The organism is Marinospirillum celere (genome assembly GCF_900112235.1).
GTDB lineage: Bacteria > Pseudomonadota > Gammaproteobacteria > Pseudomonadales > Halomonadaceae > Marinospirillum > Marinospirillum celere.
Genome location: NZ_FOLH01000005.1, coordinates 216,249 through 240,959, shown reverse-complemented (window position 1 = coordinate 240,959; position 24,711 = coordinate 216,249). Strand labels below are relative to the sequence as shown.

The 24,711-nt window shown below is 50.6% G+C and carries 20 protein-coding genes; 14 read left to right on the top strand and 6 right to left on the bottom strand.

The features are described from left to right. Positions 1-7: 7 nt before the first annotated feature. Positions 8-520, bottom strand: a complete 513-nt coding sequence (gene def, locus BM185_RS12820; RefSeq protein WP_091964528.1) for a peptide deformylase — start codon at positions 518-520, stop codon at positions 8-10. A gap of 141 nt (positions 521-661) precedes the next feature. Here def and BM185_RS12815 point away from each other — a divergent pair, with 141 nt between their 5' ends. From BM185_RS12815 to ybaK, 8 genes are all read left to right on the top strand, one after another. Beyond that, positions 662-1,675: a LysM peptidoglycan-binding domain-containing protein gene (locus BM185_RS12815; protein ID WP_091964525.1), complete on the top strand. Its 1,014-nt coding sequence runs from the start codon at positions 662-664 to the stop codon at positions 1,673-1,675. 24 nt (positions 1,676-1,699) lie between these two features. Next, positions 1,700-2,833 (top strand): DNA-processing protein DprA, encoded by a 1,134-nt coding sequence (dprA, locus tag BM185_RS12810; protein WP_091964522.1) that lies wholly within the window; start codon positions 1,700-1,702, stop codon positions 2,831-2,833. 85 nt (positions 2,834-2,918) lie between these two features. Continuing rightward, entirely contained in the window at positions 2,919-3,488 is a 570-nt protein-coding gene (gene tsaC, locus BM185_RS12805; RefSeq protein WP_091964519.1) for an L-threonylcarbamoyladenylate synthase type 1 TsaC, read from the top strand. 33 nt (positions 3,489-3,521) lie between these two features. Next, positions 3,522-4,442, top strand: a complete 921-nt coding sequence (gene hemF, locus BM185_RS12800) for an oxygen-dependent coproporphyrinogen oxidase (protein ID WP_091964516.1) — start codon at positions 3,522-3,524, stop codon at positions 4,440-4,442. Between the two features lie 8 nt (positions 4,443-4,450). Next, on the top strand, positions 4,451-5,566 hold the full coding sequence (locus tag BM185_RS12795; RefSeq protein ID WP_091964513.1) for an NAD(P)/FAD-dependent oxidoreductase: 1,116 nt from the start codon (positions 4,451-4,453) through the stop codon (positions 5,564-5,566). 1 nt (position 5,567) lies between these two features. Next, a complete protein-coding gene (aroE, locus tag BM185_RS12790) occupies positions 5,568-6,407 on the top strand; it encodes a shikimate dehydrogenase (RefSeq protein ID WP_091964509.1) in 840 nt (279 codons plus the stop codon). A 3-nt stretch (positions 6,408-6,410) separates the two neighbouring features. After that, the gene (gene dgt, locus BM185_RS12785) at positions 6,411-7,928 is read left to right on the top strand and encodes a dGTPase (RefSeq protein WP_091964507.1); all 1,518 of its coding nucleotides are present in this window, start codon (positions 6,411-6,413) and stop codon (positions 7,926-7,928) included. A 13-nt stretch (positions 7,929-7,941) separates the two neighbouring features. After that, entirely contained in the window at positions 7,942-8,418 is a 477-nt protein-coding gene (ybaK, locus tag BM185_RS12780) for a Cys-tRNA(Pro) deacylase (RefSeq protein ID WP_091964504.1), read from the top strand. Positions 8,419-8,487: 69 nt separating this feature from the next. Here ybaK and BM185_RS12775 read toward each other — a convergent pair whose 3' ends face one another. Genes BM185_RS12775 through BM185_RS12765 form a run of 3 tightly spaced genes read right to left on the bottom strand, consistent with a single transcriptional unit; the run spans position 8,488 to position 12,569 of the window. Next, positions 8,488-9,855: a sigma-54-dependent transcriptional regulator gene (locus BM185_RS12775; protein ID WP_091964502.1), complete on the bottom strand. Its 1,368-nt coding sequence runs from the start codon at positions 9,853-9,855 to the stop codon at positions 8,488-8,490. Further along, the gene (locus BM185_RS12770; RefSeq protein WP_091964499.1) at positions 9,848-11,797 is read right to left on the bottom strand and encodes a sensor histidine kinase; all 1,950 of its coding nucleotides are present in this window, start codon (positions 11,795-11,797) and stop codon (positions 9,848-9,850) included. Before BM185_RS12770 ends, BM185_RS12775 begins: the two co-directional genes overlap by 8 nt. 10 nt (positions 11,798-11,807) lie before the next feature. Then, positions 11,808-12,569 carry an FCD domain-containing protein gene (locus BM185_RS12765; protein WP_091964496.1) on the bottom strand — a complete coding sequence of 254 codons (762 nt, stop codon included), beginning with the start codon at positions 12,567-12,569 and terminating at the stop codon, positions 11,808-11,810. 409 nt (positions 12,570-12,978) lie between these two features. On the opposite strand from BM185_RS12765, the gene BM185_RS12760 reads away from it, so the two are divergent. The 5 genes from BM185_RS12760 (at position 12,979) to BM185_RS12740 (ending at position 20,951) form a co-directional block, all read left to right on the top strand. Further along, positions 12,979-13,776, top strand: a complete 798-nt coding sequence (locus tag BM185_RS12760) for a (Fe-S)-binding protein (RefSeq protein WP_091964493.1) — start codon at positions 12,979-12,981, stop codon at positions 13,774-13,776. Further along, positions 13,773-15,227: a LutB/LldF family L-lactate oxidation iron-sulfur protein gene (locus BM185_RS12755; protein ID WP_091964490.1), complete on the top strand. Its 1,455-nt coding sequence runs from the start codon at positions 13,773-13,775 to the stop codon at positions 15,225-15,227. Before BM185_RS12760 ends, BM185_RS12755 begins: the two co-directional genes overlap by 4 nt. Further along, positions 15,224-15,883, top strand: a complete 660-nt coding sequence (locus BM185_RS12750; RefSeq protein ID WP_091964488.1) for a LutC/YkgG family protein — start codon at positions 15,224-15,226, stop codon at positions 15,881-15,883. The genes BM185_RS12755 and BM185_RS12750 overlap by 4 nt, the downstream gene beginning before the upstream one ends. Positions 15,884-16,211: 328 nt before the next feature. Next, positions 16,212-17,903, top strand: a complete 1,692-nt coding sequence (locus BM185_RS12745; protein ID WP_091964485.1) for an L-lactate permease — start codon at positions 16,212-16,214, stop codon at positions 17,901-17,903. A 213-nt stretch (positions 17,904-18,116) separates the two neighbouring features. Continuing rightward, the gene (locus BM185_RS12740) at positions 18,117-20,951 is read left to right on the top strand and encodes an FAD-binding and (Fe-S)-binding domain-containing protein (RefSeq protein WP_091964482.1); all 2,835 of its coding nucleotides are present in this window, start codon (positions 18,117-18,119) and stop codon (positions 20,949-20,951) included. A gap of 21 nt (positions 20,952-20,972) precedes the next feature. On the opposite strand, the gene BM185_RS12735 is transcribed toward BM185_RS12740, so the two are convergent. After that, on the bottom strand, positions 20,973-22,655 hold the full coding sequence (locus BM185_RS12735) for a FapA family protein (RefSeq protein ID WP_091964479.1): 1,683 nt from the start codon (positions 22,653-22,655) through the stop codon (positions 20,973-20,975). A gap of 191 nt (positions 22,656-22,846) precedes the next feature. Between BM185_RS12735 and BM185_RS12730 the strand changes: the two genes are divergently transcribed. Next, positions 22,847-23,239, top strand: coding sequence for a Gfo/Idh/MocA family oxidoreductase (locus BM185_RS12730; RefSeq protein WP_091964476.1), 393 nt, complete (start codon positions 22,847-22,849; stop codon positions 23,237-23,239). Here the strand turns inward: BM185_RS12730 and der are convergent. Then, positions 23,236-24,711, bottom strand: a complete 1,476-nt coding sequence (gene der / locus BM185_RS12725) for a ribosome biogenesis GTPase Der (RefSeq protein ID WP_091964473.1) — start codon at positions 24,709-24,711, stop codon at positions 23,236-23,238. The two genes, BM185_RS12730 and der, sit on opposite strands and share 4 nt — an antisense overlap.

The following is a 24,711-nucleotide window of genomic DNA, read 5'->3' as shown; positions in this document are numbered from 1 at the left end:
CAAATCCTCAGGCTTTCTGGCGTTGAAGTTTTTGAAGCTTTTTCTTGACCCTTTCCTGCTTCAACCGGGAAAGATAATCAACAAAGACGATGCCTTTCAGGTGGTCACACTCATGCTGAACACAGTGAGCTAGAAGGCCATCGCATTCAAACTCTTGAGGCTGGCCGTGTCGATCCAGTGACTTGACCTTGATTTTGACGTAGCGTTCTACATCAGCATAGTACTCAGGTACCGATAGGCAGCCTTCTTGCATCAGCTCAACGCTGGTGTCAATCGGGGTGTATTCAGGGTTGATCAATACGTAGGGCTGATCTTTACCTTCAGATACATCAATGATGATCAGCTGCTTATGAAAATCCACTTGAGTTCCAGCCAGGCCAATACCTGGGCAGGCGTACATGGTTTCAAACATATCATCAATTTGTTTTTGCAGAGCAGGAGTGAAGTCCGCTTCAGTCAAAGGCTCGGCTTGGGTTCTTAAACGTGGATCCGGGTATTCCAGAATATTCAGTAGGCTCATGCTTGTGTTTCTCTATGTAAAGGTGGTGATTTACTCTTGCCCAGCATCTGGCTTTCAGGCAAAGTGTAACCGAAAGTAATTGCATGGAGGCTTGGACATTTCCAAGACTCGAGAGTTTTGGTTTTTGGCAAGGGTAACCTTATGCTGACCGGTGTTGTTCGTAAGTTTTTAGCTGCCTTGATACTGCTTGTCATTTCGACTGGCGTTCAGGCTATTAGTTTAAAGCCTGATGCGCCTGAACGCTATGAAGTTAAACAAGGTGATTCTCTCTGGTCAATTGCAGGGCAATACTTGGATGATCCCTGGATGTGGGTGCAGCTCTGGCAGGAAAACAGCCAAATAGAAGACCCTCATCGCCTTTATCCTGGAGATGTTATTTATCTGCTCAGTGACGAAAAGTCATTGCGCCTGAAACCTCGCTTAAGAGTTTTAACCCTTCAGGAGCCTGTTCCCTTCCTGCCCATGAGTCAGGTTGAAAGCTATCTGAATCGGGATATTCTGGTTGATCGTCGTGAGTTTGAAGACTCGCTTTATATTGCCCGAATTGAAGAAGGTCGTAGCCTGGGGTCCACGGGTAACCGAATCGAAGTGCTAGGTGACCTGGAAACCGATATGCGCCACTTTGGTATTTATCGGGATATTGAAGAGGTGCGTGACCCTATCAACCGTCGGCGTGTCTTGGGGCACTTGGCTCGTGCGGTCGGCTCGGCGCGACTGATACGTGATGAAGAAGGTTATACAATAAGCATGGAGATTACCGAGAACTTTGAAGAAGTTCGTGTCGGTGATCGTTTGATGCCTTTTAAAGAGTCGCCTTTTGGTGAAGGTTTTAATCCCAAACCACCAGAAAACGCAGTAACCGGGTTGGTTGTGCGTGCGCTCAAGCAAGGTGTTACGCAAATAGGTAATTATCAGCCGGTGATACTGAACCAGGGTTCTGGTGAACTCAAGCCGGGTGATCTTCTCCAGATTCTTGAAAAGGGCAAGCAGAGACGCGAAGCTGATGGTTCCAGAGTTTTTTTGGGTGAAAACCCCAGGGGAACGGCCATGGTTTATCGGGTTTTCGATGAAGCCAGCTTCGCCTTGATCATGAATTCAAACCAACCCATCAAACCAGAAGACAACTTCAGGAAAGCGCCTGCTTCCCGTCAATAACAGCGCAAGCTCAAGGAGGAGCCCATGTCCGTCTTTACCAAACAGGATTTGCAGCCACTTGATTTGGTGCTCTGGTTATTGCCTGGCCTGGGTCAGCGGCGACTCAATAAACTGACTGCGCATTGGGGACAAGACCCCAAAACACTTTTGGAAGCAGCGCGTCACCTGCCTGGTTTGACTGCTAAAACTCGTGACCTGATTGAAATCGCCTTACATGATCCTTGGCGACTGCCTTTCGCGGATCGTCTGGAAGCCCATTTAGAGTGGCAGACTCAACCCGGTCACTGGTTGCTTCCGCTTAGATCGCTTCCTCTGCTGCTCCAGGAGTTGCCTGATCCTCCTTGGCTGCTGTGTTTAAAGGGGACGCCAGAGTTGCTGGAAGGGCCTAATCTGGCCGTGGTTGGCAGTCGCCGCTTGAGTCCTGAGGGTCGGCACCTTGCCTTCCAATGGTCACACTGGTTGAGCTGGCAGGGTATGAATCTGGTCAGTGGCCTAGCAAGAGGGGTTGATGGACAGGCGCATCAAGGCGCGCTGCAAGCCGTAACTGAAGGTGCTACGGGTCAGACTCTGGCTGTGCTGGCGCATGGTATGGACTATCTTTACCCGCGCGAACACGAAGGTTTGGCAGCCCAAATCTGTGAACGCGGGGGTGCCTTGATGACAGAGTACCCCTTGGGTAGCCCGCCTCTTGCCGGTCAGTTTCCAAAACGTAATCGTATTATTACCGGCTTGTCTTTGGGCACCCTGGTGGTTGAAGCAACGTTGAAATCCGGTTCCTTGGTGAGCGCGCGCTTGGCTATGGAGCAGGGTAGGGAAGTGATGGCGATACCTGGATCAGTGCGCAGGCAACAAAGCGCTGGTTGCCATCAGCTTATACGCCAAGGTGCCGCCTTGGTAACTTCGCCCGAAGAAGTCTTGCAGGAACTCAGCCAGCCGCTAAGAGCCTGCTTAGAATCGAGTACAGCGGAGAAATCAGAAGCGAACTTGCCTGAAAGATTGCAATCTATATATTGCTTAATTACGGATATTCCTATCTCTTTGGATCAGCTACTGGAAGACTCGGGGCTGGAGGCAGCCAAGTGCATGCAGCTACTGCAGGAATTAGAATTAGAAGGCTGTGTAGAACAACTGCCAGGCGGCTGGTGTCGAAGTACTTGAGTCGTGCAAATTAGAAGAGTAATCTCCCCACCTTGCTGGCAGCCAGAATCAACTCTGGTAAGCTATTTTCCTGAGTGATAAAGAAATGAATGTAGAACCTGTTGATGCCCAAGCTGTTGTGGAAGCGGCAGCGGTATTACGCCAGGGAGGGGTGCTTGCCTATCCAACCGAAGCGGTCTGGGGGTTGGGGTGCGATCCTTTCAATAGTCGAGCGGTTCAACGCTTGCTGTTGCTCAAGCAGCGGGATCCTGCCAAGGGTGTAATTCTTATTGCCGCCTCCATGGAGCAGTTCAAGCCTTGGTTGACCGGTCTGGAACCAGAAAAACTAGCTCGTTTGGAAGCCAGTTGGCCGGGCCCTTATACTTGGCTGGTTAATGATAATGGCTACACGCCGGAGTTAATCAAGGGGCGGCATAGAAAAGTGGCTCTGCGTGTCACTAACCACCCTTGGGTGGTTGCTCTTTGCGAAGCCTTTGGTGGCCCTTTGGTATCGACTTCAGCTAATCTGGCAGGCGAACCTACCCTAGAAAGCTATCAAGCAGTGATAGAAGCTTTTGGCGAAGAAGTGGATGCGGTACTCAATGGGCCTTTGGGAGGGCTTAAAACCCCTTCGCGGATTGCTGACCTGGATACCGGAGAGGTAGTGCGTCCCTGAATTCGAATTCCTAACGCCTTAACAGGAGGCCAAGTGGCACACGTTGATATTAGCGCCGTTAAAAACTACCTGCTGGGTTTGCAGACGACTATCTGCAATCAACTAGAAAGCCTGGATGGTAAGACTTTTCTGGAAGAAAGCTGGGAAAGGCCTGCTGGTGGGGGTGGCAGAACCCGGGTTTTGGAAGAGGGGCAGTTGATCGAGAAAGGCGGTGTCAACTTCTCTCATGTATTTGGCGATCAATTACCTCCTTCCGCAACCGCTGCCCGTCCAGAGCTGGCAGGACGCAGTTTTCAAGCCATGGGTGTTTCTCTAGTTATTCACCCGCGCAATCCTTATGTGCCCACTTCGCATGCCAATGTGCGTTTTTTTGTCGCCGAAAAGCCAGGTGAAGACCCGGTTTGGTGGTTTGGTGGGGGTTATGATCTCACCCCTTGCTATCCCTTTTTGGAAGATGTCGTCCACTGGCATCAGGTTGCTAAAAAGGCTTGTGAACCCTTTGGCCCGCAAGTTTATCCTCAATATAAAAAATGGTGTGATGAGTACTTTCACTTAAAGCATCGTGATGAACCCCGAGGTGTGGGGGGGCTTTTCTTTGATGACCTGAATGAGCCGGACTTTGATCAGTGTTTTGCGTTTATGCAGGCTGTCGGCGATAGCTATCTTGAGGCTTATCAACCCCTTATCGAAAAACGCCGTGACCTGCCTTATGGCGAGCGTGAAAGGGAGTTCCAAGCTTTTCGTCGTGGTCGTTATGTTGAGTTTAACCTGGTTTGGGATAGAGGCACTCTCTTTGGTCTGCAAAGTGGCGGACGCACGGAATCCATTTTAATGTCTTTGCCACCTCAGGTGCGCTGGGGTTATGACTGGAAGCCTGAGCCAGGTTCGAAAGAAGAAAAACTCTACACTGACTTTCTGAAGCCTCGAGACTGGTTGGCTGAAGCCAACAACTGAGCCGGATCATGGATAAGCTGGATGCTGTGGTCATAGGTGCAGGTGTTGTTGGCCTGGCTATTGCCAGAGCTTTGGCACTGGCCGGGCGGGAAGTCCTGGTACTGGAAAAGAATCCGCGCTTTGGCGAAGAAACCAGTGCCCGCAATTCCGAAGTCATTCATGCAGGCCTCTATTACCCCCAGGGCAGTCTCAAGGCACGCACCTGTGTAAAAGGCAACCGCCTCCTCTATGCTTACTGTGACGAAAAAGGCATTGCTTATCAGCAGTGTGGCAAATTGCTGGTGGCTACGGCCAGGGAGCAGCTGGATCAACTCAAGGCTTTGCAAATCAAGGCTCAGGTCAATGGCTGCGTCCCGCTGGAATGGCGCAGTAAACAAGAGCTGGCTGAAATTGAGCCAGAGCTGCAGGCTGAAGCCGCGCTTTTGTCGCCTTCAACAGGAATCCTTGATAGCCATGGCTTAATGCTGGCGCTCTTGACTGATCTGGAAGCTGCTGGTGGTCAATTGGTAACAGCCAATGCTGTGACTGGTGGCCGCTTGACAGCAGAATCCAAGGTTTTGGAATTGGATGGTTTTTCAATAGCGGCCAACCTGGTGGTTAATGCTGCAGGCCTGCAGGCCCCCGAATTGGCCAGATGCCTGCAGGGTGATCAGCCCTGGATTCCCCGGCCCTATTTCGCCAAGGGCAATTACTTTTCTTTAAGCGGTAAAAATCCCTTCAAGCATCTTATTTATCCCCTGCCCGAAGCTGCGGGTTTGGGTATTCACCTGACCCTGGACCTACAGGGACGTGCTCGCTTCGGACCTGATGTAGAATGGCTGGAGGCTCAAAAGGCAGCTGGGCTGGATTTTTCGGTTGATCCCCAGCGCCAGACAAGTTTCGTAGAGGCTATTCGTTACTATTGGCCTGGCTTGCCGGCAGACGCCTTGCAACCGGATTACTCGGGCATTCGACCCAAGCTGGGACCGCCAGGTAGTGAAGCAAAAGATTTCCAGCTGCTGACAGCCGCTCAGCATGCTTGTCCGGGAGTGCTGCATCTTTTTGGTATCGAGTCTCCGGGCTTAACCGCCAGCTTGGCTTTGGCCGATGAAGCGACTCAACAACTATTAACTTCAGGAGTCTGATGTGACGGATCAATACGCGGTATTTGGCAACCCCATTAACCATAGTAAGTCACCGCAGATTCATGGCTGGTTTGCTGAGCAAACTCAGCAAGACCTCAGTTATCTCCCCATCTTGGCGCCTGAGGATGATTTTCAGAGCAGTGCCGAACGCTTTTTTGCAGAGGGTGGGTTGGGTGCCAATGTCACTGTTCCTTTCAAGCTAGATGCGCTGGTATTTGCTGATCAGCTTTCCCCTCGGGCCCGGCGGGCTGGCGCGGTTAATACCCTGCAAAAAGGCAAACAAGGCATGATCTATGGCGACAATACTGATGGTGTTGGCCTGGTTCGAGACCTGACAAATAACTTGGGGTTGAGTTTGCAGGGTAAGCGAGTTCTGTTGGTGGGTGCCGGAGGTGCCGCTCGTGGTGTTGTTGAGCCCCTCATCAAAGCAGGGGTGGGTCGCCTGAAAATTGCCAACCGTACTCCTGAAAAAGCCCAGCAACTCATTAAAATCTTCCATGGCCTACAGCAAGACTCCGAACTTTCTGCAGGCAACTGGCGCTCGCTGGAAGGCAGCCAATATGACTTGGTGATTAATGCAACTTCGGCCAGCCTCTCTGGTGACCTGCCACCCTTACCCCAAGGGATTTTTGCACCTGGGGCTTTGGCTTATGACATGATGTATGCTGCCGAGCCTACCTCTTTTATGCGCTGGGCCCAGCAAGAAGGTGCTGAGCAGGTTGCTGATGGTTTGGGAATGCTGGTTGAGCAGGCCGCTGAAGCCTTTTTCCTTTGGCGGGAAGTACGTCCAGCCACGCAACCTGTTTTACAAAGGTTAAGACACCAGCTGACGGAGGGCTAACTTATGTCCCTGATCGATCAATTCACGGCCCTGCGCCCTTATCATCGTGAACCCGCTGAACAGCTTCACCTAAAACAGCTGGGAGTGGAGGCCTTGGAAGTGCAGCTGGAAAGTGATCGGGGACGTATTATCAACTCGGCTGCTGTGCGCCGCCTGCAACAGAAAACCCAAGTCTTCCCTCTGGAGCGCAATGCGGCGGTTCGCAGTCGTCTGACTCATTCACTGGAAGTTCAGCAAACCGGGCGCTTTATTACCCGCAGTGTCTTCAAACGGCTCAGAGATCAAAACGCTGCTCCACAACTGCTTGAGCTGGAAAGGTCAGCAGAAAGCCTGGTGGAAATGGCCTGTCTGCTCCATGACATAGGCAACCCTCCTTTTGGTCACTTTGGTGAAGCGGCCTTGTCTCGTTGGTTTGCAGAGCATCTGGCAGAACTGGAACCCTTTCAGCGCCCCTTGGATAGCCTCGACCAAGAAAGCCAGCGTAGTCAGTTGCTTAGAGAGTTGGAAAACTTTGAAGGCAATGCCCAGGCCCTGCGCTTGATCGTGCACCTCCAAAAACTGAATCTGACCTATCTACAAGCGGCCTGTGTCTTGAAATACACCCGCTGTGCGACCCAGCCCCGACCGGGTTCTGAACAGCCACTGCATTACCTGCAAAAAAAGCCAGGCTACTACTTCTCTGAGAGCCGCTTTATCGAATCCCTATATCAGGCACTGCAATTGCAGCCGGGTCGGCGCTTTGCCCTGACCTACCTGATGGAGGCGGCTGATGATATTGCCTACTGTTTGGCAGATATAGAAGATAGTGTGGATAAGGGCATTTTAAGTTATCCACAACTGGCTGGTTATCTTGAAGAAGAGTTTGCCCTGCAATGCCAAATGTTGGAACTGGACCCCCAGGGACTTCACTTTAATGGCAAAAGTTTTGGTGACTTGGTCGCGAGCGCTCTGAACAAAGCCCGTGTTGAATCCATCAACAAAGAGCACGAGTTCTTTGTTTGGCTGCGGGTGGGTCTCATTCATCCTCTGGTTCAGCATGCTGCGCAAAGCTTTGTCGAGCACCTGCCTGTAATGGAAACCGGCGAATTGAATCGAGCCCTGCTGGAAGATGCTTCGCCCTGCCATGCAGTGGTGCAGACTCTCAAGCAGGTGGGTGTAAAGTATGTCTTCAATGTGGATGAGGTGTCGACTCTCATGCTACAAGGCTATCGAATTCTGACCGGCCTTCTGGATTTTTATCAGCCCTTACTGAAGCTTCCCTTGGCTGCTTTTCAGCAGTTGGAAAAAGGCGAAGGCTGGAATCAGTATCTGATCGAAAGTCGGCTTTTTCAACGCCTGCCCCGTAAACACCTAAAGGCCTATCAGCAATTAAGAGCTTCAGCCGAAGAGCTGGGAGCGGGTCACCTTCCTGAAGATATCTGGGAAGCCTATTGCCGTTGTCGCTTGCTACAGGACATGATCAGTGGCATGACGGACCAGTTTGCTTTGGATGAGTACAAGGCTTTGGCTGTAATCGATTAAACAGGTCAATTTGATGACTCCTGCAATCAAGCTTTTGCAAAAAAAGAACATAGCCCACCAGGTTTTAAACTACTCCTCGGACCCTTCTGCGGCCTCTTATGGTTTGGAAGCCGCTGAAAAACTTGGCCTTTCACCACAAGAAGTCTTCAAAACGCTGGTTGCTTCTGTGGATGGAAAGCAGTTGGTTGTTGCCATTTTGCCGGTTGACCAACAACTTAGCCTGAAAAAACTTGCCAAGGCTGCCGGGGGTAAAAAAGCGGCTATGGCAGACCCTGCTGAAGTAGAGCGCACCACCGGCTATGTCCTCGGTGGTGTTAGCCCCCTGGGTCAGAAAAAAAGCCTGCCGACCTTTATCCATTTAACGGCCCAGAAGCTGGGCAAAGTACATGTGAGTGCAGGCAAGCGTGGCCTGGAAATTCAACTGAACCCCCTGGACCTTCAGCAGTTAACCAGAGCTGGTTTTACAGCCCTGACCTCTTCTGAGTCTTAAAAACGGTAGCTTTATTAGCTAAAAACAGTTGTTGAAATTACTTTAATCGATTAACGATCGATGCTTTTTCTAATCCTCTGCCAGGAAATCCTCACGCGATAGCCCATATTTCTTGAGTTTGTCATAGAGGGTTTTACGAGGCAGGTTTAAGTCTTCCAGGGTGTCCTTGATCGAGCCCTTGTTTCTACCCAGGGCTTGTTCGATCAGGCTTTTTTCAAACATTTCCACCTGTTCGGGCAGGGTCAGGGGTTGGCTGTTGCTGTTGCCAAACATCAGTTGTTCCAGGTCATAATCACAGGTTGCACCTAAGAGGACATAGCGTTCAGCCAGGTTGCGCAGTTCACGGACATTGCCGGGCCAGTCATGACTCATCAGTAACGAAGCCTGGGCAGGTGTGGGTGTGGGCGCTTCAAGCCCTGAGCGAGTTGCAGCCACTATGGCAAAGTGTTGAAAGAGTAGTGGCAGGTCTTCCCGGCGGTCACGTAAGGGGGGTAAATTGAGAGTGACTACATTAAGTCGGTAGTAAAGGTCTTCCCGAAAACTGCCTTCAGCGGAGGCCGCTTTAAGGTCGGTTTTGGTGGCTGCAATGACACGAATATCCAGGCTGATTGGGTTGTTGGAACCCAAGCGCTCCAACTGGCGCTCTTGGAGTACTCTGAGGAGTTTAACCTGTAGGCTTAAGGGCATGGACTCGATTTCATCAAGAAACAGGGTGCCACCACTGGCATGTTCAAACTTGCCGATGCGTCTTTTATTGGCTCCGGTAAAGGCGCCGGGTTCATGGCCAAACAGTTCAGACTCAATAATGCTTTCAGGCACAGCCCCGCAGTTGATGGCAACAAAATTCTTGCCGGCACGCTTACTTTGTTCGTGGATATAGCGGGCCATTAAATCCTTGCCGGTCCCTGTTTCACCCCAGATGAGCAGGTCTGTTTCTACACGGGCCAATTGGTTGGCTAGGGCTATCATTTTTTGAATAACCGGCGTTCGGCCGAGTACTCGTGGGCCTGGTGCGGCGTGGCGGGCCAGCTCTTCACGCAGGCTGCGGTTTTCCAGGGTTAGGCGGCGTTTGTCCAGGGCCCGGGCAACGACATCCAAGAGGATTTCATTGCGAAAGGGCTTTTCCAGAAAGTCATAAGCACCCTGGCGCATTGCATTAACGGCGGTTGAAATATCGCCATGCCCTGTGATTAAAATAATCGGCAGGTCTGCATCAAGGTTGCGCGCTTCCTGTAAGAATTGCATGCCGTCCATGCCAGGCATGCGTATGTCTGAGATAACGACACCCGGCCAGTCAGGGCTAAGAGCACTGAGGGCATGGGTGGCCTTGTCAAAACTAAGTACCTGATAACCGGCAAGCTCTAGTGTTTGGCCCAGGCTGATACGAAGATGCTTTTCATCATCGATGATAATTACTGGAAGAGCTTGTTCAGTCATGGGCAGCACTCGTTATGGAGTTAGGCGATTCAGGAAAATTGGCCGGTAACCAAAGACTGAAAACGGCACCGGTAAAGATAGTCGCTTCTTCAGGTTGGAGTAGCTCACGAAAATGTAAATGGTTACCAGCAACCAGTTTACCATTCAAATCCTGAGCAATGCGGCTGGAAATGGAAAGTCCCAACCCCAGGCCCTGTCCTGGCTCTTTGCTGGTTACAAAAGGATCAAAAATTTCTTCCAATTGTTGGGGCTCTATGCCGGGTCCTGTATCCCAAACCTGAATGCGGACCCAATCCTGACCATAGGCTTTTTGGTAGTCGGCACTAAAGCGGATTTTGCGTTCCTCTCTATTCTTTATAGCATGCAGTGCATTGGATAGCAGGTTAACCAGCACTTGTTCAAGGCGTACCATGTCAGCCAGTACAAAGACTTCCTGTTCGGGGAAGTCCATTTCCACTTTCACGCCCAGATGTTCCAACTGGTTTTGATAAAGACGCAGGGCATAATCGCAGGCAGCCTGGACGGATACTGAAACCAGTTGATCACCGCTTTTGCGTGAAAACATTTTTAGCTGGGCACTAATTTCAGCCATTCTTTCAGTGAGTTCGAGTATCTGCTCCAGATTGGAATCTGCTGTTTCCAGGCGGTTACGGGCAATAAAGGTGCGTGCATTTTCTGCGTAGCTGCGCAAAGCAGCCAGGGGCTGGTTGAGCTCATGATTGATACTGGCTGAAAGCTGACCGAGTACGGCGAGCTTGGCTGTTTGAATCAGCTCTTTTTGGGTTGATCTTAGCGTGGCTTCAGTACGTTGGTGCTGGTGAATTTCTTCCAGCAGACGCCGGTTACTGGCCGATAAATCAGCTGTGCGCGCGGCAACCCGGCTTTCCAGTTCATCATGGGCCGCTTGCAAGGCTTGGTGAGCCTCTTCTTTCCAGGTTTGGCGTTCACGGACCACGCGACGTCTTTGCAGCAGATAGAAGGCACTAAAAGCCAAGAGCGTCAGAGTGAAGCCTGCAAGCAGAGTGCTTTGCAGGGTTTGTTTGCGCACTGGGTCGAGCTTTTTCATCATATGCACTTCCCAGCCAGCATCAGGCATGGTTTGGCTGAGTAGTAGGTAATCTTGAGGTAGGTCATCAGTCATACGAATCTTGAGCTGGTCTGCCTGATCGCTAACTCTTTCGTTTTCTAAAATAGGTAAGGGCCTGAGAATACGGCCAGCATAGCGTAAGGAATCGCTAATGCGCTGCAATTCAGCACGAGACAGGCGTTCTTTGGTTAACAGTCGCCATTCAGGGCGTGAGCTAATGAAAATAACACCATCAGGGTCAGTGACCAGTAACTCACCTGCGGGATCCCGCCAGGGGTCTTCTATGGCATGAATTTCAATTTTAACGACCAGAGCACCTTGCACTTCATCATCAAAATAGACAGGAAAGGAAAAGTAGTAGCCGCGGGCTCCTGAGGTAGTGCCCAGGCCATAAAAGCGGCCCTGCTTGCCCTGCATTGCCATTTGAAAATAGGGGCGGAAAGAAAAGTTTTGACCGACAAAGCTATCGGGACGCCACCAGTTGCTAGCAGCAACCGTATAGCCGTCCTGGTCCATCAGATAGATATCTGAAACATCAGCAATGACCCGGTAGCTATCCAAAGTCAGGTTGAGTTGCTGAAGCTCGTCAGCTGTGACGTCTGGTCTTAGAAAAACACTCAGATCTTCTTTGGTGGTCAGAAGCTCGGGTAGATACTCGTATTTTTCAAGTTTTCCTTGAAGGGCTGTAACGTGAAGCAAGAGCTCATTGTGGGCCTGTTCTTCCAGGCGTTGAACTTCGGTTCGCCAGGTTAATTGAGCCGTTTGCCAGAGCAATAGTAGTGCCAAAAACAGGATTAGCGTCAGATGCAGCCATTTCCACTGCAGTAACTTTTTTTTGGAGTCATCGCCAGTCATCCTGGCAGGACTAGACCGCAACCTGAACGCGGCGAAGCGCACGCTGGATACGGGTTTCTTGTTTGGAGAGCTCTAGCAGGCCATCTTCGACATAAACTAGGTGTTCATGGGATTTGGTTTGGGCGCGCTCTGGATCTCCCTCCAAAATGGCATCCAGTAGCTCTTTGTGCTGCTGGTAAAGCAGGTGACGGGAATCCTTGCGTTCAAAGAGGCTAGAGAGGTTATCGACGATGCTCTTTTCAAGAAGATTGAAGAGGCCGCGCATCGAATGTAAAAGCACGACATTATGCGCTGCTTCAGCAATAGCCAGATGAAAAGCAGCATCTGCCTCGGCTTCCAGAACGGGGTCCATTGCAGCATAGGTTGCGGTGAGTTCCTCAAAACGTTTTTGCAGTAACTCCTTGTCTGCAGGTGTTGATCTTAACGCAGCATAGTAGGCAGAGAGGCCTTCCAGGGCATGGCGAAATTCCAGCAGGTCATAGTGAAATTCTGAATGGCTGCCCAAGAGTTGCATCAAAGGGTCGCTGAAAGCCGTACCCACCTGTTCACTGACAAAGGTGCCGCCGCCCTGTCTGCTGGTTAGCAGGCCGCGAGCTGCTAGCTTTTGGATCGCCTCACGCAATGAGGGGCGAGACACGCCAAACTGACTGGAAAGTTCTCTTTCTGGAGGAAGCTTCTGGCCGGGCTTGAAGCTGCCTTCAACAATCATGCTTTCCAGTTGTTGCATGATGACGTCAGAAATGCGGCGGGTTTCAACGCGGGTATAACTCATTCTGGCTTCCTGCTGACAGCTTCAGTAATTGGTAAGACCAATAATATAACAATTTTTCACGCCTATGAAAAGATTGGCCTATCCTGAAGCAGGAAGCAAGCTAGGAGATTTTGGATGGCTTTTTGACCCGCAAAAATCTGCGCCTAAAGGGCTTAAGAGTCAGCTGGTCAAGGGTCAGACCTTTAAAAGTCTACTAAGGTGATTAGTTGTTTTCTGGCAATAACTTAGCCTCTCTAAAGGTGGGTTGCTGCAGTGCAGCCCAGCAGTGACGGGAATTAGACAAAAGTATGAAATGCTGGTTATGCCGTTTGACAGGCGCAACAAGGCTGCCTAGGATGAGCGCATTGAAGCTTGTAAATTGGTATGACCAACTAAACAAAATTGATAAGAGCAAGCCAGGTACCCGCTGATGAGTGATGCAATCAAAGTCTATCCAGATAAACCAAAAAAGGTTTATTTCTATGCCACTTGCCTAGTGGATATTTTTTACCCAGATGCAGGGATGGCGGGTATCCAGTTATTGGAGCGTGAAGGCATAGAAGTGGTGTTCCCCAAAAATCAAACCTGCTGTGGTCAGCCGGCCTATTCTTCCGGCTTTAATGATCAAGCGCGTGAAGTGATCCTGCCGCAGTTGAGTCTTTTTCCTGAAGACTACCCGGTCGTTGTGCCTTCAGGTTCTTGTGCAGGAATGATGCGCAAGCACTACCCAGAACTTTTTGCAGGCACTCCACAGCAGAGCCAGGCACAGGCTTTAGCGAAAAGAACCTGGGAGCTTACCGATTTCCTGCTTCAGGTTTGCAAAATTCAACTTCAGGATCAGGGTGAACCCATTAAGGTGGCCATGCACACCTCCTGTTCTGCACGCCGGGAAATGGGAATTGCCGAAGTAGGTCCCAAGCTGCTTAGCCAACTCGGCCAGGTTGAGTTGGTTGAGCAGGCGCGCTCGGCCGAGTGCTGTGGTTTTGGTGGCACCTTTGCGGTTCGCCATGAAGAAATTTCCGGAGCGATGGTTCAGGACAAGGCTGAAGCCTTGCAGGCTGCTGGTGCCGAACACTTTGTAACCACTGATTGTGGCTGCCTGATGAATATTGCTGGCTATGCTGATAAGCAGAAAATGCCCATGAAAGGCCAGCATATTTTGAGCTTTCTGTGGGAACGCCTCCAAACCGAAGGTAAGACACCTGAAAATGCAGGAGGTCGCTCATGACATCTGCTCAGGAAGCGGTTCAAGAATTCCATCCGCGTGTTCATGCCGCGCTGGAAAACACCCAGATTCGCACTAATTTCCGTCGTGCAATGGATGGTTTAATGGGCAAGCGCCTGGCTGCGTTTGATGGTATGGATTTGGAAGGCTTGCGTGATTTGGGCGCTGCGGTACGCCTGCGTGCGCTTTCGCGTTTGCCAGAGCTTTTGGAACAGCTGGAAAGCAATCTGCAAAAACAGGGTATTCAAGTGCACTGGGCTGAAACCGGTGACCAGGCTTGTGAAATTATCACCAAAATCTGCAAAGCCCGAGATGCCAAAAAGATTATTAAGGGCAAATCCATGGTATCTGAGGAGATGGAGCTCAATCATCATCTGGAAGAAGCCGGGATAGAAGCCCTGGAATCAGACCTGGGTGAATATATCGTACAGCTGGCCAAGGAAACGCCTTCACATATCATCATGCCAGCGATTCACAAGAATACCGATGAAATCTCTGAGTTGATGCATGAGAAAACCGGTACTCAGCGCTCCAAGGATGTTGACTACCTGACGGCCAGTGCGCGTCAGCAGCTGCGTGAAAAATTCATGCAGGCTGATGTCGGTGTTTCAGGGGTTAACTTTGCGGTGGCTGAAACAGGTACGCTTTGCCTGGTTGAAAATGAAGGCAATGGCCGCCTCACAACAACCGCCCCTGCCTGCCACATTGCCGTGACAGGTATCGAAAAGGTTGTTGAAAAACTTGAGGACGTAACACCTCTGTTGTCTTTGCTGACCCGCTCAGCAACCGGTCAGCATATTACGACCTACTTCAATATGATTTCTTCACCGCGTAAAGCAGGTGAGAAGGATGGCCCGGAAGAAGTGCATCTGGTGCTCGTGGACTCAGGACGCTCTAGCATTTATCAGGATGAGGAGTTGCTGGATACTCTACGTTGTATCCGCTGTGGTGCCTGTATGAATCACTGCCCAGTGTATACCCGTGTGGGTGGCCATGCCTATGGCACGACCTATCCTGGCCCGATTGGCAAGATTCTAATGCCTCATTTGCTGGGCCTGGAAAAAACCCAAGATCTGCCTTCTGCGTCAACTCTCTGCGGTGCCTGTGGCGAGGTTTGCCCGGTAAAAATTCCCATACCCAAGCTGTTGCAGCGTCTGCGTAAAGAAGCGGTTGATGGCGATTCTTTGCGGCCTTCGGTTGTGCAAGGCCATGGTATTAAACGGCGTAAACTAGAAGTCCTGGCCTGGAAAGGCTGGAGTCTTATTCATGCGCGTCCTGGCTTGTATCGTTTGGCGACAAGTGTTTTGTCCCGCGTGCGTTCTTTACTGCCCAGCAAACTAGGAGGCTGGACACGCTATCGTAGTGCCCCCAAACCAGCAGCCAAAACCCTTCAGCAGCAGCTGCGTGAGCGTCAAAAACTGGCAGTAGCAGCTAATAAAGGAGGCCAGGCATGAACCAGGCTCGTAGCAATATTCTTAAGCGTCTGCGTGAAGGCCGTAAAGAAAGCTTTGGTGTTCCGGTCAGTGATTTTTCTCTGGTCAGAGACAGAAACTGGAATGCTGCCGAAAAGCTGGACCTCTTCCAGCAGAAAATCGAATCGGTACAGGGTGAAGTACACCGAGTAGCGGCAGACCGCTGGGTAGCAGAACTGATTCGTTTACTGGCCGAGAAAAAAATCAGCAACCTCTTGGTGAGTGACCGCAAAAAACCGGCCTTGGAGTTAAGAGAGCAGTGGCATGAAGAGCTACCCCAGCTACTGAGTTACCAGCGTCCTATTGAAGACTGGAAATCCGAATTATTTAATCAGGTGGATGCTTCCCTGACCACCAGTCGAGGTGCAATTGCCGAGACTGGAACCCTGATTCTTTGGCCTGATGAAGATGAGCCTCGTTTGATGAGCCTGGTTCCCCCTGTGCATTTTGTGCTGCTGGAAGCGGATCAAATTTACAGCACCTTCTACCAGGCGATGAGTGAACAGGGGTGGGCCAGTCAGGGCATGCCAACCAATGCCTTGCTGATATCTGGCCCTTCGAAAACAGCCGACATCGAACAGACCCTGGCTTATGGGGTACATGGGCCAGCAGAGCTGATCATATTGGTACTGGAGTAAGCCGGTCTTTTATAGAAAGAGCCTGTTGCGGGGCAGTTGAAGCTCCGTGAAGGAGCAAGTGACTGCTTGACAGGCTGTCTGCAACAGGAAGTTGCAGACAGAGTTTACAGGGAAGTATTCACACGTCCTGGCAAGCAGGTTACTTGCTCGTAACTTTCAGTGAAGAGTGAATGCTGGTAACTGATTTCTTTTTGGCTGTCATCGCAGCCAGAAGTGAAAGTGGGCTTAAGCCCCAAAAAAAGCCCCGAGGTTCCTTTGTGAGAGGGGGAAGCCTCGGGGGAGATGTCAATAACGACAATAAGAGCATTTAAGCGATAGGAAAGATAACATGTCTGAAACCCTGCTGTCCCTGTTGGCCTTTGCGCCTTTGGTACTGGCTGGTATTTTGTTGCTGGGTTTGAATCTGCCTGCACGAATTGCCATGCCAATCGTCTTTATCGTCACGGCATTGATTGGTCTTTTTGCCTGGGATATGAGCGTTAACCGGGTGGTTGCTTCAACCTTTCAAGGGTTGATCCTAACCGGTGCCATTCTCTGGATTATCTTTGGTGCCATTCTGCTGTTAAATACCCTGAAGCACTCGGGTGCTATTACTGCTATCCGCACGGGTTTTTCTGATATTAGCCCGGACCGGCGTGTTCAAGCAGTCATCGTAGCCTGGTTGTTTGGTTGCTTTATTGAAGGTGCTTCAGGTTTTGGTACCCCCGCTGCTGTTGCTGCGCCGCTGCTGGTTGCTCTGGGCTTCCCAGCCTTGGGTGCAGTCATGATTGGCATGATGATCCAGTCTACCCCCGTCTCTTTTGGTGCTGTGGGTACGCCCATTGTGGTTGGTGTCACTGGTGGTCTGGATCGGGCTGGTATTAGTGATGATCTGTTGGCCAATGGTTCCAGCTGGGAAGTTTTTTACCAGCTGATCACTTCTCAGGTTGCCATTACCCATGCCATCGTTGGCCTCTTGATGCCCCTGCTGATGGTGATGATGCTGACCCGTTTCTTTGGTAAAAATAAATCCTGGGCTGAAGGCTTAGCGATTGCACCCTTCGCTATTTTTGCCGGTCTGGCTTTTGTTCTTCCCTATGCCGCAGCCGGTGTTTTTCTTGGCCCTGAGTTCCCCTCCATGATTGGTGCTCTGGTAGGCTTGGCGATCGTTGTTCCTGCTGCAAAAGCTGGCTTCTTGATGCCTAAGACTCCCTGGGAATTTGCCGATCCCAAAGACTGGCCTACTGAGTGGATGGGTAATCTGGAAATTAAAATGGATCAGATTGCCGGCAAAATGCCCATGTCCGGCTTCAAGGCATGGACCCCCTATATACTGCTGGCTGTTTTCCTGGTTGCTTCGCGCGTTATCGATCCGATCAAAGACGCCTTTACTGGTGTTAGCTTTGGCTGGGCCAATATTCTCGGTGAAGCCGGAGTATCAGGTAGCATTCAGCCCCTGTACTTACCAGGTGGCATCATGGTGATGGTGGTCTTCCTGACCTACTTCCTGCACCAGATGAAATTCAGTGAAATGAAGGCCGCTTTGAGCGAATCTTCGAAAACGCTCTTGGGTGCCGGCTTCGTGCTGATCTTTACTATTCCGATGGTGCGGATTCTGATCAATTCAGGTGTCAATGCTTCTGATCTGCCTTCAATGCCTGTTGCTATGGCACAGCTGGTTGCGGATTCTGTGGGTGGCATCTATCCGCTGTTTGCACCGGCTGTTGGTGGCTTGGGTGCCTTTATTGCTGGCTCCAATACGGTATCCAACCTGATGCTGGCTCAGTTCCAGTTTAGCGTTGGTGAGTTGCTGGGAATTTCCAGTGCCCTGCTGGTTGCTATGCAGGCAGTGGGTGCGGCTGCCGGTAACATGATTGCCATTCACAACGTGGTTGCGGCCTCGGCCACTGTCGGCTTGTTGGGTCGTGAAGGTCGGACGTTGAGAATGACGATTATACCCACCCTCTATTACCTGACTTTTGCCGGTATCCTTGCCATGATTGCTGTATATGGCCTGGGTGTTACGGACGGGCTGATGTAGTAGAGCGTTAACCAGGTCAAGCCGGGGCTACTTTGTCAGGACGCGTGAATACATCCCTGTATGTTCTGACTGCAACCTCCTGTTGCAGACAGCCTGACAAAGTACCCCGGCTGACCTTTTTGACTAGTGCAAGCGGCCGATTTTGAAACCGGCAAACAGCTTTGCCGTGTGGCCCATGCAAGATTAACGATTCTTCTTCAAGGTAACTTCCCCATGTCTTCACCCTATACCGACCTGCAAGCTGCCCTGTCACAAGTGCTTCCTGAAGAGCGCCTGATCAGTGATGAGTTACGGACGCTAGCCTATGGAACGGATGCCAGTTTTTATCGTCTGGTACCTAAATTGGTGGTCAGGGTAGAGTCTGAAGAAGAGGTGCAGTGGGTTTTGAGTGAGTGTGCTCAACGGGGGTTGTCTGTGACCTTTCGCGCAGCTGGCACTTCCTTGTCTGGTCAAGCGGTCACGGATTCGGTTTTGATTCAGTTGGGGAATGGTTGGAAGGACTATGAAATTCTGGATGGCGGTCAGGCGATACGCCTGAAGCCCGGAATTATCGGTGCTCAGGCCAATAAGTATCTGGCACCCTTGCAGCGTAAAATCGGTCCAGATCCGGCTTCTATTAATGCCTGTATGATTGGGGGCATTGCCGCCAATAATGCATCGGGCATGTGCTGCGGTACTGCGCAGAATTCTTACAACACTCTTAAGGATGTAAGAGTGGTTTTTGCAGACGGTAGCCTTTTGGATACCGCTGATGTTGATTCAGTCGCCGCCTTCAAAAAAAGTCATGCAGGCTGGCTAGACAGGTTACAAAAGTTAGGTGAAAGCACGCGCGCCCAAACGGAACTGGCCGAGAAAATTCGTCATAAATACCGACTTAAAAATACCACTGGCTATAGCCTTAATGCCTTGGTGGATTTTGAAGATCCACTGGAAATTCTTAAACACCTGTTGATCGGCTCGGAAGGCACCCTGGGCTTTATCAGCGAAATTACCTACCACACAGTGCCTGATTACCCCCACAAGGCAGCGGCACTGATTTATTTTCCCGATATGGCCACTGCCTGCTGGGCCACGACAGCCATGAAGCCGACACCGGTTGCTGCGGTAGAACTTTTGGATAGAGCTGCCTTGCGGGCCGTCGAGGGTATGCCCGGCATGCCGGAAGATCTGAAAAGTCTACCCGCTGAGGCAGCGGCCCTGTTGGTTGATGTTCGTGGCAGTGATGCAGAGCATTTGCAAAGCAATATTGCTGAAGTCACTCAAGCCTTGCAGGCAATGAGTACTCTGCAACCGGTGCTGTTTACAACCGACATTAAAACCTATGAACTCTATTGGAAAATCCGTAAGGGCACCTTCCCAGCAGTCGGTGCTGAGCGGGTCATAGGGACTACGGTCATTATTGAGGATGTAGCCTTTCCGCTGGAGCGTTTGGCAGAAGGGGTTAGTGAGCTGCAAGAGCTGTTTAAAAAGTATCACTATGATGAAGCCATTCTGTTTGGACATGCCTTGGAAGGCAATTTGCATTTTGTCTTTACCCAAGGCTTTGATGACCCGGCTGAAGTAAAGCGCTATCAAGCCTTGATGGATGAGGTGGCTCAGTTGGTTGCGGTGAAATATGGTGGTTCTTTAAAAGCTGAGCACGGTACTGGCCGTAATATGGCGCCTTATGTAGAGTTGGAATGGGGCAGTGAAGCCTATGCCCTGATGAAATCCATAAAGCAGCTTTTTGATCCTACCAATCTGTTGAATCCTGATGTGATTCTTTCAGATAACGCCAATATTCACTTGGAAAATCTCAAGCCTTTGCCCGAGGCTGACCCCCTGGTCGATAAATGTATTGAATGTGGGTTTTGTGAGGCTGTTTGCCCTTCCCGGCGTCTGACTTTGACACCCCGCCAGCGTATTGTTATCTGGCGGGAGTTGCAGCGGCGTCGTCAGGCAGGTGAAACAGAGGTTTCAATTCAAAAGCTGGCGGAGGCGTATCAGTATCAGGGCTTGGATACCTGTGCTGCTGATGGTCTTTGCTCAACCCAGTGCCCTGTGGGAATTAATACAGGTGATTTGGTGCGCAGCCTTCGCCGCGAGCAGAATCTTGGTCAACAAGGCAAAGCCCAGTGGATTGCCAGTCATTTTGATGGTGTCACCCGGATGGCCAGAGGTGGCTTAAAGCTCGCTGGCTTGGGACGTAAGCTGCTAGGCGATTCCGGTATGCAAGCCAGCTTCACTGGGTTACGAAAACTGGGCGTATCGGCTGTGGGCCATTGGCGTCCAGGTATGCCGCAAGCGGCCCAGCCTGTCAAACAACTAGAGGTTGCCACCCCAGCCCCCAGCAATCCTGATGCGCCGACAGTGGTCTACTGGCCTTCTTGTGCATCCCGTGTTTTTGGGGTTTCCAATGAAGTTGAGAAACAACAGGACCTTAAAGCAGTCACCATGAACCTCCTTCACAAGGCTGGCTACCGGGTGATTATTCCTGAGGGCATAGACAGCCTCTGCTGTGGTATGGCTTTTCAATCCAAGGGCCTTTTTGAGGTGGCAAACCAAAAGCAGAGTGAACTACTGGCTCAACTTCACCAGGCTTCAAAAGCAGGCCAATGGCCTATTATCACGGATACCAGTCCCTGTAATTTGCGCTTGAATGAAAGTGATGCCTTGCCGGAATTACAGCTTTATGAAACAGGAGAATTTGTTGCTGAGGTGCTGCTGCCCAAGTTAAATATACAGCCCAAAAAAACGCGCATTGCTGTTCATGTTACTTGTTCGACAACCAAACGCGGTAAAGGCGATTTACTGGTTAAGCTTGCCCGTGCCTGTGCTGAAGAGGTGATACTGCCTGAATCTGTAACCTGTTGTGGTTTTGCAGGGGACCGGGGGTTTCAGCAGCCGGAACTTAACGCCTCTTCATTGCAGGATTTGAAAAAAGAGGTGGTTGGCTGTGAAGCGGGCTATTCCAATAGTCGAACCTGTGAAATAGGTTTGGAAGAGCACTCAGGGATCAATTACCAGTCAATACTCTACTTGGTTGATGAAGTGACTCAGCCGGCATAAAGGAGCTGGCTTTCCAGAAGATTACTGCTGAATTTGTACCTTATCTTCTTTGAGAACAAAGGTTGCTTTATCCAGCTCTTTATTGACTTCATATTGATGACCGGCAACCGTAATTTGGCTTCCAGGGTAAGCCCTTCGGTTGATTTGGATTTTTGAAGCATAGTAGCGTTTTAGCTGTTGTTCGGTTTCGGTTAGCTCTTTGTTTAAGTGAGCACTACGCAGTTGAAGAGCTTCCTTGGCTTTGATTAATTGGGGCTTTTTTTTGGCTAGCTCTTCAGCACCTGCTTTGCGTACCTTGCGGGCCAATTCAATTAGTTGGTATTTTTGCTCTTCCAAGCGATTCAACTGACTCAGCAGTTGAGTATAGGTTTCCTGCAGTTGTGCACATTCACCTACTTCTAGATGGGTTTCGGTGTAGGAGACGGCGCCTGAAGAATTCATTTCCAGAAGATCCACCGCCTGCATGCTTCCACCAACGACCTGCCCTTTACCCTGAACTTGAATAAAGGTGCCAGCGACCAGCTTGGAGTGCATGACCTGATTGCCAATGATAATCTCCTGCTTGGCTTGTAACAGGGCTTCGTGAGCAAAGCGGGCTTGGATACTGCATTCAGCAACCAGAGCCGCTTTGTCCGTCATATACTCACTGCCGGTATGCCCAATAACACCCCCCAGACATTCAATATGGCCACCGGCTTTGATAAAAGCAGCGTCAACAACTCCGCCTATCTTGATGTCACCTGTTGCGATCACCTGCATGCCATCGCGCACATCTCCCTTGATTTCAACACTACCCCGGTAGCGAATATGTCCGGTTTCAATATCTACCTTATCAATTTTCAAAACCTGTTCGAGGTGGACACCCTTGTCACTGATGACTGGAAGGCCGCTGCCTGCTGCAATGAGTAGGTTTTCATCATCATCCGCTGTTTTAACGCTGGCGTCCTTGAGCTTGAAGTTAATGTCCTTACCATCCTTGGCTCTGAGCGTTTTGCCCAGCACACTGCAGCCGGGTTTCCCCTTGGTTGGTGGATGCCGGCGCATGAGCGGAGTGTTTTCTTCAATAAAGGGAAATTCACCCCGATCCAGAAAATCGATGGTGCCATGCTGGTCTTCCTGGAAGCGACGGTCGGACGCATCTTCAATTAAAAGTTCCAGATGTCCATCAACGCCATTTTCCAGGGCTTCGCCATAGGCAATGACCGAGCAGTAAACCTGACCTGAATTACGCAGAGAGCGGTTTAAGTCTTCACTGGCCAGGGTTTCCAGAGCGTCTTCCAAAAGGCCATGGGTGATACGGGCCTTTTTGATGGCTTGATCAATCATTGGGCGGTCGACCAGCTTGCCTCGTCCTTCAGCGCCGTAAATAACCATCCCTGCCAAGAGTTTGTTAGGGCTGAAAAAGACTTCTGCCCGGCCATCAACAGGAATACTGATGCAGATGTCCTTGCTTTCACGCCGACGTACTGAGCCAAGAAGAATGCTGACATTGGGGGCAAGCAGAGGGAAGTTGTCAGTAGTATAGCCAGCCTCCTCAACGAGCCGTTGAAACTGTTCCTTGGTCAGTTCCCGGCTGGTATCTATAGGGTCGAAAGAGATCCAAAGCTCGTTGGTGTCTTCGTGCAGTTGAAAAACAAAACCCAGATCCAGGGCGCTGGGAAGTTGCTCCGGGCTGGACTGCTGTTCGTTAGATTTTTCAACCATCGAGCCCGTCTCCTTAACAAGTATTCCGATTAGATGTTTGAGGCTAGCATAAAACGTCCATACAAGGTTAGCTAGCAGCTTTTAGATGACCCTGATCAAGACTTGGAACTATTTACCTGTTTTTGATTTTAACGCCTGTTAGGTCAGGTTTATAGTAGCTCAACAGGAGAAGGAAATAAGGAGACAGGAAGATGCCCCATGAAACGCTAAGTATTGCCTTGATAGGCGCAGGACGGACTGGCACACCCTTGCTTAAGGATCTATTGCACTATTCGTATATTCAGGTGCTGGGTGTGGCCGATCAGGATAGAGAATCACCCGGTATGCGTTTGGCCAGAGACAAGGCCATACCTTGTTATACCGACCCTCTAGAACTAGTCGAGGCAGTGGGTGAGGTGGACATTTTGATTGAGGTGTCCGGTGATCGTGACTTAAAGAGTCACATCAAGGCGCACTATGAGCAGACAGGTAATCGTAAAACGCTGATCGTTCATGACTTGCTGGCGCGCCTGATGATCAGCCTCAGCGATCGCAGCCCCTGCTTGGTACCTAGTTTTCACCCTGATGATGAAGGTATTGGCTAGCGGCGTTGTTTACGCTTCTGGCGAGACTCTTTGGTGAGTTTCAGTTGGCGTGCTTTGGCCGCTTCACGACTGGTTTTGGCTTCAGGGGCATAGGGATTCTCACCACTGCGGAACTCAAACTTCAGGGGTGTACCTGTGACCTTGAGCACCTTGCGAAAGGTGTTCATCAAATAACGCTTATAGCTGTTGGGCAGGGCATCGGTCTGATTGCCATGAACCACGATAATGGGTGGGTTGAGCCCACCCTGGTGAGCATAGCGTAACTTGATTCGCCGACCATTAATCATCGGTGGTTGGTGCTCACTGACTACGTCCTGCAAAAGATTGGTGAGGCGGTTGGTAGACCAGTGGCTGGTTGCCGACTTGTAGGCTTTTTCTACTGAGCGAAACAGCTCGCCAACACCGGTGCCATGCAGTGCAGAAATATAGTGGATGTCGGCATAATCAACGAAACCCAGACGGCGGGTGACGTCCTGTTTGATTTTGTCTTTGATCTCTTGATCGAGCTTGTCCCATTTATTGACTGCCAGGACTACAGAGCGCCCGGACTCGAGAACAAAGCTCAGCAGATGCAAATCCTGATCCACCAAGCCGGTACGAGCATCCATAACCATCACTGCAACATTACATTCTTTGATGGCCTGCAGGGTTTTTACGATAGAGAATTTTTCTGCTGTTTCCGTGACATTGCGGCGACGGCGAATACCGGCTGTATCAACCAGAGTATACTTCTTGCCGTTGCGCTCGAAAGGAATAGTGATGGCATCACGTGTGGTGCCTGGATGATCAAAAACGATGACCCTTTCTTCGCCGAGAATACGGTTGACCAGGGTGGATTTGCCAACATTGGGACGCCCAATAATGCCAAACCGCAACTCTCTTTCGGAATGCTTGAGAGCTTCTTCTGCCAGGCCACTATCATTTTCTTCTTCTAACGGCTGCTCGGCAGCTTCCTGCTCAGGTGTTTCCGGTTCACTGTTGGGCAGCTTTTCCAGCAATTCAGTAATCATGGCGGTAACGCCACGATTGTGAACAGCAGCTATCTTGTAGGGTTCGTTACTCATGCCAAGTGCATAGAATTCGGCACTCCAGGCATCGGCATCCAGGCCATCGGTTTTATTGACGACCAGGTAAGCCTTTTTGTCATTTTCGCGCAGGTATTTGGCAATCATTTCATCGGCTGCCGTCAAGCCAGCACGGGCATCCACAATGAAGAGTACCAGGTCGGCTTCTTCAATGGCTTGCAGAGACTGGCGAGCCATTTCTGCATCGATGCCCTCTTCATCACCACTGATACCGCCAGTATCTATAACAATATAGGGGCGGCCACCAACCTTACCTTGACCATACTGGCGGTCACGGGTCAGGCCTGGAAAATCGGCGACCAGTGCATCTCTGCTACGGGTCAGTCGATTGAAGAGGGTGGATTTACCGACATTAGGTCGGCCGACCAAGGCAATAACAGGAAGCAT

Bases quoted from the DNA above. Each gene is read 5' to 3' on its own strand.
- BM185_RS12730 (WP_091964476.1), top strand. From the start codon at position 22,847: ATGCCCCATGAAACGCTAAGTATTGCCTTGATAGGCGCAGGACGGACT.
- ybaK (WP_091964504.1), top strand. From the start codon at position 7,942: ATGACTCCTGCAATCAAGCTTTTGCAAAAAAAGAACATAGCCCACCAG.
- BM185_RS12740 (WP_091964482.1), top strand. From the start codon at position 18,117: ATGTCTTCACCCTATACCGACCTGCAAGCTGCCCTGTCACAAGTGCTT.
- BM185_RS12735 (WP_091964479.1), bottom strand. From the start codon at position 22,655: ATGGTTGAAAAATCTAACGAACAGCAGTCCAGCCCGGAGCAACTTCCC.
- tsaC (WP_091964519.1), top strand. From the start codon at position 2,919: ATGAATGTAGAACCTGTTGATGCCCAAGCTGTTGTGGAAGCGGCAGCG.
- BM185_RS12765 (WP_091964496.1), bottom strand. From the start codon at position 12,569: ATGAGTTATACCCGCGTTGAAACCCGCCGCATTTCTGACGTCATCATG.
- BM185_RS12770 (WP_091964499.1), bottom strand. From the start codon at position 11,797: ATGACTGGCGATGACTCCAAAAAAAAGTTACTGCAGTGGAAATGGCTG.
- BM185_RS12775 (WP_091964502.1), bottom strand. From the start codon at position 9,855: ATGACTGAACAAGCTCTTCCAGTAATTATCATCGATGATGAAAAGCAT.
- dgt (WP_091964507.1), top strand. From the start codon at position 6,411: ATGTCCCTGATCGATCAATTCACGGCCCTGCGCCCTTATCATCGTGAA.
- BM185_RS12750 (WP_091964488.1), top strand. From the start codon at position 15,224: ATGAACCAGGCTCGTAGCAATATTCTTAAGCGTCTGCGTGAAGGCCGT.
- BM185_RS12815 (WP_091964525.1), top strand. From the start codon at position 662: ATGCTGACCGGTGTTGTTCGTAAGTTTTTAGCTGCCTTGATACTGCTT.
- der (WP_091964473.1), bottom strand. From the start codon at position 24,711: ATGCTTCCTGTTATTGCCTTGGTCGGCCGACCTAATGTCGGTAAATCC.
- dprA (WP_091964522.1), top strand. From the start codon at position 1,700: ATGTCCGTCTTTACCAAACAGGATTTGCAGCCACTTGATTTGGTGCTC.
- BM185_RS12795 (WP_091964513.1), top strand. From the start codon at position 4,451: ATGGATAAGCTGGATGCTGTGGTCATAGGTGCAGGTGTTGTTGGCCTG.
- BM185_RS12745 (WP_091964485.1), top strand. From the start codon at position 16,212: ATGTCTGAAACCCTGCTGTCCCTGTTGGCCTTTGCGCCTTTGGTACTG.
- BM185_RS12760 (WP_091964493.1), top strand. From the start codon at position 12,979: ATGAGTGATGCAATCAAAGTCTATCCAGATAAACCAAAAAAGGTTTAT.
- BM185_RS12755 (WP_091964490.1), top strand. From the start codon at position 13,773: ATGACATCTGCTCAGGAAGCGGTTCAAGAATTCCATCCGCGTGTTCAT.
- def (WP_091964528.1), bottom strand. From the start codon at position 520: ATGAGCCTACTGAATATTCTGGAATACCCGGATCCACGTTTAAGAACC.